This is a genomic window from Shewanella sp. 433, from assembly GCF_059338565.1.
Map to the genome: position 1 here is coordinate 2,019,706 of NZ_CM181703.1, position 15,572 is coordinate 2,035,277.

Below are 15,572 nucleotides of genomic sequence, written 5' to 3' on the forward strand. Positions count from 1 at the left end.
AGAACGTCTATGACTATTACCCGCAACGATTTAGCCATTTTTAAACCCGAACTGCTCGGTGACAGCCCTGATGCGGGCGGTCAGCGCACTAAAAACCGCGTTGAATCTGGCGCACTTAACGAGCTGTTTCGCGCCATTTCTGATGTAGACCACTCTGAATCAGCTGTTGAGATTGTTAAGTGCTATCCATCGCTCGACACGCAAGGCACTGAAATTTTTCTCGATGGCCATATTTTTATCAGTCAAAAACCCGCTGATGATTTAGTCAGCATGCTGATAGCCGAGTCAGATGTGCTAGATGATGCCGATCGCATGACAGATATGGTCGAAATTCTCGAATCCTCAGTACGAGCAGGCCAGTTGATCCGTAATCGGTTGATCGGCCTGCTAGCAGGGCAAGACAGCTTTCCGCGCTCTTATTTGCAGTCTATCTACCAATTTAATGGCAAAGAATACTATGAAACCCTGAGACTGCAGCAAGGACAAACCATTGTTATCTCGGTGGAGTATGAGGGCAACGAGGACGCCAACTGGCCTCGGTTTGAGCACTTTTGTGAAGTGCAAGAAACCGTGTCCGGCGGCAAAGGGGGCTCGGTGCGATTTAAACCTGAGATCCCTTTTGACACCCCCAACTATGACGTGATAATCAACGGTGAATCTGGCTGCACTAAGTTGCGTTATACCAGCAATAACGACGGCATTAAATTCCACGGTGTCAGCGAGTTAACCGCCGCATCAGACTCAACCGAATTAAGTGTCGAAAAAACCGTGATTGAATTACTGCCAAAAGTGCGCACCACGGCGGTCAGCGGCGGCAATACACTGCCCGGTGTTGAAGATAACACCGGCAGTACTGGCAGCGCAGCACTATCAAATATGGTGTATAAAAACATATTTTTACCCGCCGTTGATGGTCAAACCAGCTATATATTTGAAGTGCCCGATCTATTAAAAAATGGCTGGCTCGATGAGAACGGCATTCAAAATGTCAAATATACCGGTGGCTATGCTCAAAACGCGACCGTCAATATTGTCGGTACCACAGTCACGGTTATTTTCAACGGCACTGCGCCCAGCGGCAACCAAAGCGTGGGCCTCAGTTATCTCAGCGTGCAAAAGTGGGACGTATGGCAAACCCCTGCGGCGTTCCCAGCCGATCGCATTCTGGTCAACGGTAAGACCTTTGGTGTCATCACATTTACAGACGGCGCTTACGGTACCAGCGAGATAAGAGCCCAAGATTTTCCTGTCCCGACCGATGTAACCGCGATTCCGCTTCTAGAAACCAACAACAACCGCATCGGAACCATTAATGCGGTAACCGGCGTGGTAACTAAGCAGCCCGACTTTCGCGGTGATTTTACTCTCTCAATTGGCGCACTATTGCAAAAAACAGCGCCAGGTGAAGTGGTCACCCCTGGCGACACCAGTGTCGATTTTCCACTCGATTCAGACGCCCCAATACTCGACACCCTCTATATTCAAGTGGCCACCACAAATGATGTGTTACTCAGTGGTAGCTCAGATGCCAACGGCACCATCACGGGCAGCGGTATCAATGGCACTGTGGTTAACAACATTGTCTCTCTGACATTTTCAGCGCCGGTGTGGTTATCCACGTTAACCTATGATCTCACCGAAACCGTGACGCTATCGCCGCCGCCAGAGCTGTATGGCCTTAACCCACTGCGGATAAAAAACGGCGGCGTAGTTAAGGCGTTTAACCCGTGGAATAGCGTTAACGTGCAGCATAGCCAAACGCAGCTGGTCAGTAACCCAGCGCCAGCACAAACCTATAACGTGCGCGCTAATGCCCGAGATGTTTATATTACCGATAAAAATGGCGCCAGCCTGTGGACCATAGATAACGCCCATTACAGCGTCGATAAGGCCGCAGGTGTGGTGACAATTAATAGCGATTTCACCGGCTTTACCGCGCCGTTTATCTTAACCGACACCATAGGAGAACTGGCCAGGGTGATTGATGTTAAGCAAGACTCGCTCGTGTTGGCCGCGCCGCTAAGCCAAACCTACCCGATAGGCTCAACTGTCGCGAGTATCCAAAAACTCGGCAACCTGCAAGCGCGAGTCGGTAGCGTGCGCGACATGAGTTCGTGGGATGACAATTGGGCCCAAGACGGCGCCCCAGCGACAGCATCACTTAACGTGGTCGATTTCCCGATTGAGGTGGTCAACAACACCGCGATTAACGAAGATTGGGTATTGATTTTTACCAGCCCAACGGCGTTTCGCTGCGTCGGCAAACGCCTCGGCCAAATCGCCACCGGCGACACCCTAAACGATTTCGCGCCGATTAATCCGCTAACCCTTGCGCCCTATTTTATTATCCGCCAAGGCGCGTTCGGCGGCGGTTGGGGCGCAGGCGAGGCGGTGCGCTTTGCCACTTACGCCAGTTCAAAACCCGCTATGCTGCTGCGCACAGTGCAAAGCGGCCACAGTCAAATCACCGAAGATCGCGCCACATTGGCGTTTCGCGGTAACGAATCATAACAGGGGATTAAAAATGGGATTACCAGTTACAATTTATCGCTCAACCGATGCCGGAGCACCAGTAATACACCCAACCAAACCGTCGGACTGGATTACGATTCTAAAAGCATGTTTAGTTGACGGTTACGGTAGTAAAATTCCGCTGGGGTGGACACTAGAATATGAAGATGTCGGAGCATTCAAGGCAGCATTTAGAAACTCACAGGTTGACGGATCAGGTGGCTACTTTCGAATAGCGTCAATCGACGGCAGTGACAATAATAGCGTCGACGTTGATTTAAAATGTGCGCTGGAAATGTCCGATATTGAATCGTTCGTAAAGCCGCTAGGTTCTCGACGTATGAACCTGTCATCTTCGACATTATATGTTGCGGGTTGGACTATTATAGGCACTAGTCGCGGTTTGTGGATAATACAAGAATCCCCACGCGCTGACGCAGACTTAAACTCAACCTATGCAGGTTATCAATCTCAGTATTTCATCGGCGATTTAGACTCATTTACACCAAATGACGCAGGCTGTTTCACAATTGTTAGTGGTGATACTAGCGATGGTGATAGCATTAATACATCATATTCGACAATCATTGGTGGCTCAAACAACCTACGAGCATGGTTGTATGACACTGATGGTGGGATCAATCTAAACCAGCATATTAGCAATCAGTTTAACTCATTCACTAGCTCAACGTATGACGGGGGGGATGCTGAAATATTAGGTATCCCGCTAGTCTTTCAACCTGTAGTAATGACTAATCTTGGTGGTTACTCACAAAGCGAATCCGTAAAACAACCACTCACTAGAGCCATCGTCCCAGGATTAAACTTACCAGGATTCACTGGCTATAGATTCGATTCGTTTCCTCTGTTTAAAACGATAAATGGTGTCGATTATTATGTGATGCGCAACTATTTCACGCCTTTTTTGTGGATCCAATGCAGTGGTGAGTGGTATGCCTAATTATGTAATCAAACCTAAAGTATCACGATACACAATTAACCAAGCATTGGTGGAGGTTGATGTAGACTCGGCCGCCGAACGTGTAGTTATTGTAAATCGCCAAACGATGGAATGTTATTACAACAGTAAATTACAAACTAACCCGTTCAAAGCTATTGTGCCGTTTCACCACTCAGTTAATAACAGTTTGCTAGTTGGTATTTTAGATGACAATGGTGAGTTTAACGCTGTATTTGCCGACGGATTGACGGCACAGTTGATAGATGGGACAACCACAGACATAAAAGCATGATAACCATCAAATTTGATGTGCCATGGCTTAATGCTGAGTCACCAATATCGTTAGCATTTCCGTTTGATGGCATTCGATTGCGCTTTGATGCGCCATGGCCCAATGCAGTTTCACCCATCTCACTCGCGTTTGATAAACCACCCTTCAATGGTGTTACGCTACGTTTTGAAAAGCCATGGCCTAACGCCCAATCACCACTCAAATTGCGGTTTGTTGATGACGGCGAGCCGCCAGTGGTGGTCGATACCACCATCGGCATCGAGTGCGCTGTGGTGTGGCGCAGACCAAAGCAGGTTGCCACCCAAGTGGTGCTGCGTGAGTCGGCCACTGCCATTGGCGCCGAGGTTGATGCACATTGGCAGGTGCTGGCCAATACTACGATTAATGTGGTGTCGCGCTGGTCGTCAAAGCCGTCTGTGGGTGTGGCCTATGCTGCGCCGTGGGCGCTTAAAGCGGCAACCCGCAATGAAGTGTCGATTAACTGGTCGTTGCCGCTGAGCCACCAAGCATCAGTTGATCTGTTGTGGCAAATGGGTGAGCCCATTAATCGCGATAGCGTACTGCGCTGGCTCGATGTGCCAGCAGTGCAGCACGAAACCCATGAGCACTGGACAGACGGCCACGCCGTAAAAACGCTACTGGTCATGCGTTATCGCGGCATCGTATGCGAGCAAAGCACATTTGTTAATTGGGGCTACCACGCCCCGCGCTGGATCTGCTCAACTGATTACCGCCCACCTGAACCTGGGCTAATCAAAATGCGCTTTAGCGAGCCGTGGGCCAACTCAGCCAGCCCCTTATCACTGCGCTTTACCGCATCAGAAAAATATTGCTATTGGGACAACGGCGGCGGCGCCATCGATGCCAACCCAGTGTTACCCCCTTTCGACTTTAATATACCGATTGAACCCCAAATCAGAAGGAGTTATTTAATGCAGCCTCAAGTCAGTTGTGTGCGTATAAGTGATGGCTTGGCTGTGGTGCTCAAGTCAGTATCGATTTCTCAGTCGCGTTCGCAGTGGACCAGCAGCGGCAATGTGGTGTTTTCGTCGCGTATCGATGCTGAGCGCGCAGCCAATGAGCTGCTTAAAATTACCATCAATGGTTACGATTTTTATCTATTGTGTGAAGTGCCAAGTGAGAGCAAAGCCTTTGGGAAATCGAGTTATAGCGCCTCTGGCCGAGGCCGCTTTGCAGAGCTGTCTGCGCCGTATGTTAAAGCGATTAATTACGTCAATACCGAAGCCCGCAGCTTCATGGGGTTGATGGGTGACATTATCGAAAATATGGGCTGGACATTAGTCAGTGAGATAACCGATTACAATGTGCCTGCCAATGCCTTTAGCTATGCAGGCAAGACCCCCGCAGAGGTGCTGAATATGATGGCTAGCGCCATTGGTGCCATGCTGGATATTGATAATGAGACTAAAACTATCACTGTATTGCCCCAATGGCCAACCGTGCCGTGGGATGTTGATAATGCGGTACCTGATGTGATTTTACATGATGCAGTGATCTTAGAGTTTAGCGAGAAACGAGAAATTAGACCCGATGCCAACGCAGTGTTTGTACGCGGTGAGCAGCAAGGTGTAGCGGTAAAAGTTAAGCGCACAGGCACAGCGGGTGACAACTTCGCAGCAGATATCGTCGACAAGCTGATCACCGATAATAAAGCCGCGAGAATGCGGGGCACTGCTGAGCTAGCCAATGCTGGTAATAAGGTACACAACAGCATCAGAACTAAAGTGATGGCGGATTTGCCCCCGATGCGACCTGGTATGTTGGTGGGCGTTCGTAAGGGCACAGAGGTGTTTAAGTCGGTATGTGATGGCTTTACGATTAATGCTAGCGTCAGCGAGTCAACAGGTGTGGTGACAGTTAACCAAACAGTGACGCTATTGCGCAATGAGGTGGCGGCATGAGCAACATCTATCAACGATTCGGCAGCTTGAACCCTAAGCAGCAACGCGCGGTGGCCACCGTCATTTCAGTAACCAATGGCACCACAACAGTACAGCATGCCGATGGCAGCTATCAGGTGGTGTTGGGTGATACCGTCGCAAGCGGTAAGGTCTACATCATCGATGGCCAAGTACAAGGCCAAGCAGCGGATTTACCGTTTTCAGAGATTGAGATTTAAAAAGAGAGCGACCCAAAGGTGCTACCAACACCAATGGGCCGTCAACACACAGGAATGCACCCTGTGAGCCAACCTATGGCCCTCTCACCGCGTCGACACGGCGGAGATGAGCCTACCATAATTAAATTCAAAAGAGGAGGCTCACATGCCCAAACCAGTTATCCCTTGGATGGGGGGTAAGCGTCGATTAATTAAGCATATTTTACCAATGTTTCCAGAGCATCAAACCTATGTAGAACCCTTTTGTGGAGGTGCGGCGCTATTCTTTGCGAAGGGTGAAGCCAAGGTGGAAGTGGTCAATGATATGAATGGTGATCTGGTCAATTTGTACCGAGTGATCAAATATCATTTAGAGGAGTTTTTAAGGCACTTTAAATGGGCGTTAATTAGTCGGGAAGAGTTTCTCTGGCAGAAGGACACAAACCCAGCAACATTGACTGATATCCAACGGGCTAGCCGTTTCTATTACCTGCAGAAGCTAGCATTTGGAGGTAAGGTATCCAGTCAACATTTCGGGTGCTCTCCCTCTCGACCAGCAGGATTGAACTTGCTTAGGATCGAAGAAGATCTTAGTGCTGCTCATCTAAGGTTAGCTCGTACTTATATAGAACATTTGGATTGGGCCGATTGCGTAACTCGTTATGATCGAGCTGAGACATTGTTCTATCTGGATCCACCTTATTGGAGCACAGCTGGATACGGGGTGGACTTTGACCTGTCCCAATATCAGCGCATGGCTGAGTTGGCTAAAACCATCGACGGTAAGATGATGATTAGCGTCAATGATGTGCCAGAGATGAGAGAAGCCTTCGATGGACTATCGATGAGGACGCTGGATATCAATTACACGGTTGGAGGCAATCACAAGGGGAGGGATCGGAAAGAACTTTTAATTTGCAATTGGTAGCTATAGAGAAGGCCCATTGAGGGCCTTCATCCTTTCTCATTTGGGGCAGCTATAAAGTTTAAAAGTAGTTTACGGAGGTTGCTTATAGTTCTATTTGCCAAAGTAATCGAACCGACTTTTGCCAAACCAACCGACTATTCCACTAATCATCAATTGCCAAACCAATCGAACCTGTTTGCCAAACCATGCGGCGCGCTACACCATACAAGTGTAACCATTTCTCAAGTCACCCGGCGCGCTAGTAATTAACGAATTAGTCACATTTCTGTTCGACATTAGTCTAATGTTGCCGTTTCATATTTTGCTTGCATTACGCTTACGTAAACCTGTATCTAATTGTTTTTAAATTGTTAATTTAGAGCCCGCTAAAAGGTTTACGCTGGCGTTAGACTAAGGTCGTGATTGTTGTTGCGCAGATGCTTGCTAGATTAAATTTTGATTTAATCATAATTAGCACAGGGGAGTCGTAATGGCTTTTGAAAATAACGAAAAGGCAGAAGGATACTGGCGTGAGAATTTACGCTTGGTACTTGGACTGCTGGCAATATGGGCTGCTGTTTCATTTGGCTGTGGCATTTTACTGGTCGATGTACTTAATGAAATCCATTTTATGGGCTTTAAGTTGGGCTTCTGGTTTGCTCAGCAAGGGGCTATCTATGTATTCGTTGCGCTTATTTTTGTCTACGTGGCGAAAGCCAACACGCTAGATAAAAAATACGGTGTTCATGAAGATTAAGGAGTAACGAATATGGATATACAAACATTAACTTATCTGATTGTTGGCGCAACCTTCGCGCTTTACATTGGTATTGCGATTTGGTCTCGTGCTGGTTCGACTAAAGAATTTTATGTCGCTGGCGGTGGTGTCCATCCTATTATGAACGGTATGGCAACAGCGGCTGACTGGATGTCTGCAGCGTCATTTATTTCGCTTGCTGGTATCGTCTCTTTTGTTGGTTATGACGGCTCTGTCTACCTGATGGGCTGGACCGGTGGCTACGTATTACTGGCGCTATGTATGGCACCTTATCTGCGTAAGTTTGGTAAGTTTACCGTACCTGACTTTATTGGCGACCGTTATTATTCTCAGACAGCGCGCACGGTGGCGGTTATCTGTGCCATCTTTATCTGTTTTACTTATATCGCAGGACAAATGCGTGGTGTAGGAGTAGTGTTCTCACGTTTCCTCGAGGTTGAGATTGAAACTGGAGTGTATATCGGTATGGGCGTGGTGTTCTTTTATGCCGTGCTCGGTGGCATGAAGGGGATCACTTACACCCAGGTTGCACAGTATTGCGTATTGATTTTCGCTTTTATGGTGCCAGCTATCTTTATCTCTATCATGATGACGGGACATATTTTGCCGCAAATTGGCTTTGGGGCCGAACTTATTGATGCCGCGGGCAATGGGACTGGGGTCTTTTTGCTTGAGAAACTCGATGGCCTCTCGGCGGAACTGGGTTTCTCCCAGTATACAGAGGGCTCTAAGAGCATGATTGATGTGTTCTTTATCACTGGAGCCTTGATGTTTGGGACGGCAGGTTTACCACACGTGATTGTTCGCTTCTTCACGGTACCAAAGGTGAAAGATGCTCGAGTGTCGGCTGGTTGGGCATTGGTGTTCATCGCCATTATGTATACCACGGTGCCTGCTTTGTCAGCGTTCTCTCGTGTAAATATGATTGAGACCATTAATGGTCCAGATGCTAGCGGTGTTGCTTATGAAACTGCGCCTGACTGGATTAAAAATTGGGAAAAAACCGGTTTGATTAGTTGGGATGATAAAAATGCCGATGGAAAGCTTTATTATGCCAATGGTGAGGCCAATGAAATGACGATTGACCGCGATATCATGGTACTCGCAACGCCTGAAATTGCTAATTTGCCTGCTTGGGTTATTGCATTGGTGGCTGCGGGAGGCATGGCTGCAGCGCTGTCGACAACAGCTGGTTTGCTATTGGTGATTTCAACGTCGGTTTCACATGATCTACTGAAGAAAAACTTGATGCCTGATATCTCTGATAAAAAAGAACTTATGTATGCCCGTGTAGCGGCTGGTTTAGGCATCGTTATGGCTGGCTACTTTGGTATTAATCCACCCGGTTTCGTGGCTGCGGTGGTCGCGATAGCCTTTGGTTTAGCAGCATCATCCTTGTTCCCTGCGATCATCATGGGGATCTTCTCTCGCACCATGAACAAAGAAGGTGCGGTCGCAGGTATGGTAACCGGTTTGCTGTTTAGTGCTGCGTATATTATTAACTTTAAGTTTATCAATCCTGCAGATAATAATCCTGAGCATTGGTTATTGGGTATTTCGCCAGAAGGGATTGGTATGCTTGGTATGATAGTAAACTTTACCGTGGCCTTTATTGTCAGCAGAGTGACGACAGCCGTACCCCAAGATGTGGTGGATATGGTTGAGTCGATTCGCTTCCCTAAAGGGTCTGGCGAGGCGCATGATCATTAATCAATCATGATCTTAAGTTAAGAAGGAGCGCTGAGCGCTCCTTTTTTATGACTCTGGTTGCGTAGCATGATGTGTGGAGGCATTAATCGATTAGCTACGGTGTCATTGGGAATAAACATGGATAAATGTATCGATTTGGCTGGCCATAAGTCGTATAGCAAGATGTGATGACTCAAGGTTATAGTGATATTTAGCGGTGGTTTTATGTTGAGCGAGTCAAGCACATACTGTATTTATATCCATCCAGTCATGATAATAAGCCGGTGTGCCTTACATCTATCATTCGCTCACTGCTTCATTTTATTATGATAACGCGTTAGAGGATCAATCGATCTTCACATTACTTGATGAGGTCGATTATGGATGCCAGTGAGTTACAACCCATCACCGATTTTTTGCGCCAGCTTCCGCCATTTGACACTTTGTCTGCCAGCACTTTAGCGCGCTGTTGTCGTACGTTGACCATAGGCTACTACAGTAAAGCCTCAACCTATGTGCCGTTAGATGAAAGCCATCCGCAGTTGTATATCGTCCGCAGTGGCGCATTTGAGGTGCACGGTGATGACGGTGACTTAATTGATAGGTTAGGTGATGGCGACTTTTTTGGTTTTCCCTCTTTACTCTCTGGCGAGAAAATAAGCAATAAAATTCAAATTCTTGAAGATGGTCTAGTCTATCATCTCGACCCCGATACTTTTAATCAACTACGCAGTGAAAGCCGTGAATTTGATCGCTTTTTTAATCGCGCCTTTGCTAAACGTTTACGTCACCAAAGCCGTTTCAAGGCTAAAGAATTAGGCTCCACCAGTCGGGTGAGTAGTTTGATGTCTAAACAGCCACTGACACTCGATATCAACGCCAGCGTGACCCAAGCGGCCTGCTTAATGCGCGATTCGCGGGTGTCGTCCTTGTTAGTTATCGACAATCATAAACTGGCCGGTATTTTAACCGACAGAGATTTACGTAATCGGGTTTTAGCGCTGGGGCATGATGGCCAATTGCCTGTGCATCAAGCCATGACCAGCCATCCCATAACCTTATCCTCAAGTGCCTTAGTGTTTGAGGCGATGTTACTGATGAGTCAGCATAATATTCATCATTTACCGATAGTGGATAACGAGTTACCCGTGGGCGTGGTCAGTAGCACAGATATTTTACGCGGACAAAGCTCGCAGCCTTTATTGTTGATTGGTGAAATTGAGCGACAAAACAGTTTGGATAGTCTCATCGCTGTCAGTAAACAGATCCCGCTGTTGTTGCAAAACCTCATCAGCGCCGATGCCAGAGCCGAAGAGATTGGTCGCGTACTCACGTCGGTAACCGATGCCCTTACTCGGCGACTGATCTTACTTAATCAGCAGATCTTGGGCCAAGCGCCTATGCCTTTTTGCTGGTTGGCCTTTGGCTCTCAGGGGCGGCAAGATCAGGTGGCGTGTTCAGATCAAGATAACGGTTTATTGTTAGCCCATGATATGGATGAACAGGCCAAGGGCTATTTTGATGCACTCACCAAAGCGGTATGTGCCGGCCTAGATAGCTGTGGTTATATCTATTGCCCTGGTGACATCATGGCGCAAAACCCTCAATGGCAAATGAGTTTAAAGCAGTGGCAAAATAAGTTTCATCATTGGGTCGATAGCCCAGAGCCTAAGGCGTTAATGCATGCCAGCATCTTTTTTGATATGCGCTGTGTTTATGGGCCACAGAGTTTATTTGACAGTCTGCAATCGCAGGTGCTGGCATCGACTAAAGACAATGACATTTTTTTAGCTGGGATGGCGGGTAACTCGCTACAAGTCTCTCCGCCGCTGGGTTTTTTTAAAAAATTTGTCTTAGAGCGTGATGGTCAAGAGGTTAAAGGAATCGATTTAAAGCATAAAGGCAGCGTCTTAATTAACGATATTGCCCGTGTTTATGCGCTCTCAGCGGGGATTAAAGAGGTTAATACTGCCAAGCGCATCCGCTTATTGATGGAGCAAAACATTATTAATCGTAAAGATGCGCTTAACCTTGCCGATGCTCATGAGTTTATCGCACATATTCGCTTATCAAACCAGGGTTATCAATTTACCCATAATCAGCAGCTTAGCAACTATTTGATGCCCCAAAACTTGTCATCACTGGTGCGCCATCAACTGCGTGATGCCTTTAAAGTGGTGCATGACGCGCAGGCAGGTTTGAAGCTTAAGTTTATGCGGAGTTTTTAAGGTGCTGCATCAGTCCATGCTTAAAAGTCGTTTATGTTGGCGCACGGCAACAACCAAGCATCCACAGTTTAAGGCCTATCAGCAGGTATTATTGGATAATTTAGGCAAAACTATCGATCAAGTGAGTCTAGTGGCCATCGATTTGGAAATGACTGGGCTGAACCCTGCTTGCGATCAAATCTTGAGTATTGGTGTCGTCCCGATTCAGCAGGGGCGGATTTTACTGCAACAGGCACAACATAAACTGGTGCAAATTGAGGGCAGTGTCGGTCAAAGCGCTACCATTCACGGCATATTAGATATGCATTTGCAGCAAGCCGTGCCGATAAAAACGGCGATGCAGTGGTTTTTAGATGCGACTCAAGGCAAGGTATTAGTGGCGCATCACTCGCCCTTGGATTTAGCCTTCTTACAGGTCGGGCTTGCTCAAGCTTTTGATGAACACATTAAGCTGATGGCAGTTGATACCTTGGCGCTGGAAAAAAAGCGCTTGCTGCGTCAGCATGAGGTATTACAAAAGGGGGCCTTGCGCTTGGGCGCTAGTCGAGCCCGTTATGGGTTACCCGTTTATGCGGCCCACAATGCGTTAATCGATGCGATTGCCTGTGGTGAATTATTATTAGCTCAGGTTGCGGCCATGGGCGGTCACAGGCTTAAAGTGAGTGAGCTGTTTTAGCGGCATTCTTGGTTACCGATGAGCGCTGTAATTACATTTTGCTAAATGCGGTCAGTATTGGGCGTGGGTTATAAAAGCGCTTTAATAAAAAACGTCGGTCAATGCCGACGTTTTATCTTTATCAAGGCGTGTGCGCCCTAGATTGTATGGCGATTAACCACAGAAATGCTTAACGGCTTTGGCGACCAGTTCGATGCCGGTTTTATCACAAGGCGGCAGTTCAGCATCAGATGGGTTAATTGGGGTGATACGATCGCCCCATTTAAACAACACGGCTGCCGAGGTTAGGCCAGCGCCAAAGGCACAAGATAAAATGGTTTGATTCGGTTTAATCATCCCTTTTTCCAGTGCGTCGCAGATAGCAATCGGAATGGTTGCCGCAGAGGTGTTACCGTAATTGGCAATGTTGACCACGGCTTTTTCTTTAGGGATCTTCATGCGGCTGATTAGGGTGTCAATAATGCGCTCATTGGCTTGGTGCGGAATGACCCAGTCGATATCATCTTTATCTACGCCACATTTTTCAAGCACTTGGGTACTGAGTTTGCCCATGCCAGCGATGGCACGCTTAAAAATTTCTTGGCCATTGAATTCGATATAGAAGTCCAATGACGATGCGCTAAAGCGATCCATGGCGGTGCCAAAACTAGTTTTAAGGATGTCGCGCGCTGCAGGATCGTTATTCAGCTCATAGCCTAAAATACCACCGGCTTGGTCGCTCGCTTCCACCACCACGGCGCCAGCGCCATCGCCAAACAATACCGCGGTATCACGGCGTGACCAATCAAGATAATAAGAGAGACGTTCGGCGCCAATCACCAGTACTCGCTTAGATTGACCACTCTTAATTTGTGAGCTGGCCAGACCAAGTCCATAGAGAAAACCACTGCAGGCGGCGTTGATATCAAAAGCGCCACAGCTTGCGCCAATATTGGCTTGTACCGTTGATGCAATATTAGGAATTAAGGTATCTGGACTCGCGGTTGCTAAGATAATTAAATCGATATTACTGCCTTCAAGCCCGGCTGCAGCCAATGCACGCTGGGCGGCAACCGATGCCAATTCCGATGTGTTGACATGGCTAATGTGTCGTTGGCTTATGCCAGTGCGAGGCTTAATCCATTCATCTGACGTATCGATAAAAGTCGCAAGATCATGGTTTGTAAGCGTGGCGGGGGGAACACATTTTCCCCAACCTGTAATGGTGGCGTACTGCATCTTATATTCTCTCAAAATAATAAAGGCAGAAGCACAGCTCTGCCTTATCGAACTAATCTAAATAAGCCTAGCAATAAGTTGATAAATCAACCGTGATCTAGTCGACTTGTTGTGCAAGCAAATGCTTAAATGTATCTGCTGCATCTAATATGTGTTCCCTAAAAGTACAGAAACGGATTTTTCTACATCTCTAGCGGCACTGCACGAGTAGGATGCTATGGGGCTGCTTTAGTGCTAGTGCCTGTCAATAACAACTGTAAATGAATATTGCGGTCGAGATTGGTGTTTACATCATAATAAAATCAAGCGTCCGGGCGATTATCGGCTTGATAGAAACAGGTATGAAACTGGCTATTGAGTTCACTCCTGCCGCCAGAGATACGGTGTATATTGCTTGCTTGATCCAACGCAGTTTTACAGACAGATTCCGCTTACTGCGATATCTCCTGACTGCATGTTCTCTCTTAAGGTTCTCACTACACTTAGTTTGTATACTTTGTGAACACATAAGGCCAGCTCGGCTCATACTTGTCGTAATGTATATGCATGATAGTCGCTGAGCCGGATAAGATTACCGTTTATAACGCTATAAATAAAGGGAAACTGTGGTTTCGCTTTACATAAAATGACGCTTGTAAGCCAGTGTAAGCCAGTGTAAGCCAGTGTAAGCCGAGGTGATGTGTGTATGATTGGCCTATAATGGCGCATTAGGTTAACGGTAGTGTTTGAATTTATCGTTATGGTTTAGATAAGCTCACGGCAAACCCGTGGATCAATAGCAAAATAAGGCAGGTACATCATTTCCAGCGACATCATTATCATCAATTCAAAGCGGCAGCTTTTAGCAGATCAAGGCTCGACGTTGAGTCGGTTAGTCAATGAGGTAGCGCAGTGCCAGTTGTGCCGAGCGTATTTACCGTTGGATGCTCGGCCGATCATTCAGGCGGCGGCGCAGGCTAAAATTTTGATCGCAGGACAAGCGCCCGGCAGGGCGGCAAATGAGACCGGTGTGCCTTTTCATGATGCCAGTGGTGAGCGCTTACGTAAGTGGCTGGGTGTTAGTCGTGAGCAGTTTTATGATCAGCAGTTGTTTGCCATTTTACCTATGGCGTTTTGTTATCCTGGCAAAGGCAAAAGTGGCGATCTGCCGCCTAGGCCAGAATGCGCCGTAATGTGGCGACATAAACTATTAAGTCAGCTGACAGAGGTTAAGCTGACCCTAGTGATTGGTCAATATGCCCAAGCCTACCATTGCCCAACGCCTAAAGGCAGTGTTGCCTTAACCTTGACTCAGCGAGTCAGAAATAGCTGTACCGATCAAGATGAAGTATTGCCGTTGCCTCATCCTAGCCCGCTCAATAACCGCTGGTTAAAGGCCAATCCATGGTTTGAAATTGAAGTCTTACCTTCGCTAAAACAGCGGGTTGCTGAAATTATTGCTGACTAATTTGAACTCAGGTTTACCAACAAGATAACTTTCACTGTGGAACATGAGTTTAAAACCCTAGTCAATAAGATAATTTTATTCATTTTGTATTCATTATAGAGATAGAGCGGTGCATTTTAGTGATTGTGGTGTGATAATAGTGTCCATTAAATTGTGTTGTTCTGATTTGGGGTATTTCCTGTGAATCCTGCTGTGTTCCTAGATAGAGATGGTGTCATCAATATTGACCATGGTTATGTACATCAAGTGGATGATTTTGAATATATTGACGGTGTATTCGAGGCGTGTGCCGAATTAAAGCAGATGGGCTATAAACTGGCTGTAGTCACCAATCAGTCAGGCATCGCCCGTGGACGCTATAGCGAAGAGCAATTTCACCGTTTAACCGAATGGATGGATTGGAACTTTGCCGATAAAGGCGTTGAGTTAGATGGCATCTATTACTGTCCGCATCATAGTGATAAAGGCATTGGTGAATACAAAATCGATTGTGACTGCCGTAAACCCAAGCCGGGAATGCTCAATAGTGCGGCGCAGTTTTTAGCGATCGACCTGTCAACATCGGTCATGGTTGGCGACAAGCGTGATGATATGTTAGCAGCTGAAGCAGCCGGTGTCCCAACACGTATCCTAGTTCGTACCGGTAAAGAGGTGACTGATGAGGCCATTGCCGCTGCGACCGTGGTTCTCGATTCAATCGCCGATGTGCCTAAGTACCTACGTACTTTGGCAGCGGGTTAACGGAG

The 15,572-nt window shown here is 47.2% G+C and carries 13 protein-coding genes; 12 read left to right on the plus strand and 1 reads right to left on the minus strand.

Annotated elements, in window-relative coordinates:
* Nucleotides 1-9 precede the first annotated feature (9 nt).
* The 10 genes from AC5YB1_RS08870 (at nt 10) to AC5YB1_RS08915 (ending at nt 12,161) form a co-directional block, all read left to right on the plus strand.
* Complete coding sequence (locus tag AC5YB1_RS08870) at nt 10-2,511, plus strand: hypothetical protein (RefSeq protein WP_494521540.1); 2,502 nt, start codon at nt 10-12, stop codon at nt 2,509-2,511.
* A 13-nt stretch (nt 2,512-2,524) separates the two neighbouring features.
* Nucleotides 2,525-3,472, plus strand: coding sequence for a hypothetical protein (locus AC5YB1_RS08875; RefSeq protein ID WP_494521541.1), 948 nt, complete (start codon nt 2,525-2,527; stop codon nt 3,470-3,472).
* The gene (locus AC5YB1_RS08880) at nt 3,465-3,764 is read left to right on the plus strand and encodes a hypothetical protein (protein ID WP_494521542.1); all 300 of its coding nucleotides are present in this window, start codon (nt 3,465-3,467) and stop codon (nt 3,762-3,764) included. The genes AC5YB1_RS08875 and AC5YB1_RS08880 overlap by 8 nt, the downstream gene beginning before the upstream one ends.
* Complete coding sequence (locus AC5YB1_RS08885; protein ID WP_494521543.1) at nt 3,761-5,686, plus strand: hypothetical protein; 1,926 nt, start codon at nt 3,761-3,763, stop codon at nt 5,684-5,686. The genes AC5YB1_RS08880 and AC5YB1_RS08885 overlap by 4 nt, the downstream gene beginning before the upstream one ends.
* On the plus strand, nt 5,683-5,904 hold the full coding sequence (locus AC5YB1_RS08890; protein WP_494521544.1) for a hypothetical protein: 222 nt from the start codon (nt 5,683-5,685) through the stop codon (nt 5,902-5,904). Before AC5YB1_RS08885 ends, AC5YB1_RS08890 begins: the two co-directional genes overlap by 4 nt.
* 145 nt (nt 5,905-6,049) lie before the next feature.
* Complete coding sequence (locus tag AC5YB1_RS08895) at nt 6,050-6,811, plus strand: DNA adenine methylase (protein WP_494521545.1); 762 nt, start codon at nt 6,050-6,052, stop codon at nt 6,809-6,811.
* Nucleotides 6,812-7,280: 469 nt separating this feature from the next.
* On the plus strand, nt 7,281-7,547 hold the full coding sequence (locus AC5YB1_RS08900) for a DUF4212 domain-containing protein (RefSeq protein WP_110456929.1): 267 nt from the start codon (nt 7,281-7,283) through the stop codon (nt 7,545-7,547).
* Nucleotides 7,548-7,559: 12 nt separating this feature from the next.
* Nucleotides 7,560-9,278: a sodium:solute symporter family protein gene (locus AC5YB1_RS08905; RefSeq protein WP_494521546.1), complete on the plus strand. Its 1,719-nt coding sequence runs from the start codon at nt 7,560-7,562 to the stop codon at nt 9,276-9,278.
* Nucleotides 9,279-9,637: 359 nt separating this feature from the next.
* On the plus strand, nt 9,638-11,485 hold the full coding sequence (locus AC5YB1_RS08910) for a DUF294 nucleotidyltransferase-like domain-containing protein (protein WP_494521547.1): 1,848 nt from the start codon (nt 9,638-9,640) through the stop codon (nt 11,483-11,485).
* 16 nt (nt 11,486-11,501) lie between these two features.
* The gene (locus AC5YB1_RS08915) at nt 11,502-12,161 is read left to right on the plus strand and encodes an exonuclease domain-containing protein (RefSeq protein WP_494521548.1); all 660 of its coding nucleotides are present in this window, start codon (nt 11,502-11,504) and stop codon (nt 12,159-12,161) included.
* 153 nt (nt 12,162-12,314) lie between these two features.
* Here AC5YB1_RS08915 and AC5YB1_RS08920 read toward each other — a convergent pair whose 3' ends face one another.
* A complete protein-coding gene (locus tag AC5YB1_RS08920) occupies nt 12,315-13,379 on the minus strand; it encodes a ketoacyl-ACP synthase III (protein ID WP_494521549.1) in 1,065 nt (354 codons plus the stop codon).
* 862 nt (nt 13,380-14,241) lie between these two features.
* On the opposite strand from AC5YB1_RS08920, the gene AC5YB1_RS08925 reads away from it, so the two are divergent.
* Together AC5YB1_RS08925 and gmhB are read left to right on the plus strand one after the other, a co-directional pair.
* Nucleotides 14,242-14,826: a uracil-DNA glycosylase family protein gene (locus tag AC5YB1_RS08925; RefSeq protein WP_494521550.1), complete on the plus strand. Its 585-nt coding sequence runs from the start codon at nt 14,242-14,244 to the stop codon at nt 14,824-14,826.
* A gap of 180 nt (nt 14,827-15,006) precedes the next feature.
* The gene (gene gmhB / locus AC5YB1_RS08930; protein ID WP_494521551.1) at nt 15,007-15,567 is read left to right on the plus strand and encodes a D-glycero-beta-D-manno-heptose 1,7-bisphosphate 7-phosphatase; all 561 of its coding nucleotides are present in this window, start codon (nt 15,007-15,009) and stop codon (nt 15,565-15,567) included.
* The last annotated feature ends 5 nt before the right edge of the window (nt 15,568-15,572 follow it).

Coding starts and splice junctions, on each gene's coding strand:
- AC5YB1_RS08870 (WP_494521540.1), top strand. CDS start 10: ATGACTATTACCCGCAACGATTTAGCCATTTTTAAACCCGAACTGCTC.
- AC5YB1_RS08875 (WP_494521541.1), top strand. CDS start 2,525: ATGGGATTACCAGTTACAATTTATCGCTCAACCGATGCCGGAGCACCA.
- AC5YB1_RS08880 (WP_494521542.1), top strand. CDS start 3,465: ATGCCTAATTATGTAATCAAACCTAAAGTATCACGATACACAATTAAC.
- AC5YB1_RS08885 (WP_494521543.1), top strand. CDS start 3,761: ATGATAACCATCAAATTTGATGTGCCATGGCTTAATGCTGAGTCACCA.
- AC5YB1_RS08890 (WP_494521544.1), top strand. CDS start 5,683: ATGAGCAACATCTATCAACGATTCGGCAGCTTGAACCCTAAGCAGCAA.
- AC5YB1_RS08895 (WP_494521545.1), top strand. CDS start 6,050: ATGCCCAAACCAGTTATCCCTTGGATGGGGGGTAAGCGTCGATTAATT.
- AC5YB1_RS08900 (WP_110456929.1), top strand. CDS start 7,281: ATGGCTTTTGAAAATAACGAAAAGGCAGAAGGATACTGGCGTGAGAAT.
- AC5YB1_RS08905 (WP_494521546.1), top strand. CDS start 7,560: ATGGATATACAAACATTAACTTATCTGATTGTTGGCGCAACCTTCGCG.
- AC5YB1_RS08910 (WP_494521547.1), top strand. CDS start 9,638: ATGGATGCCAGTGAGTTACAACCCATCACCGATTTTTTGCGCCAGCTT.
- AC5YB1_RS08915 (WP_494521548.1), top strand. CDS start 11,502: ATGCTTAAAAGTCGTTTATGTTGGCGCACGGCAACAACCAAGCATCCA.
- AC5YB1_RS08920 (WP_494521549.1), bottom strand. CDS start 13,379: ATGCAGTACGCCACCATTACAGGTTGGGGAAAATGTGTTCCCCCCGCC.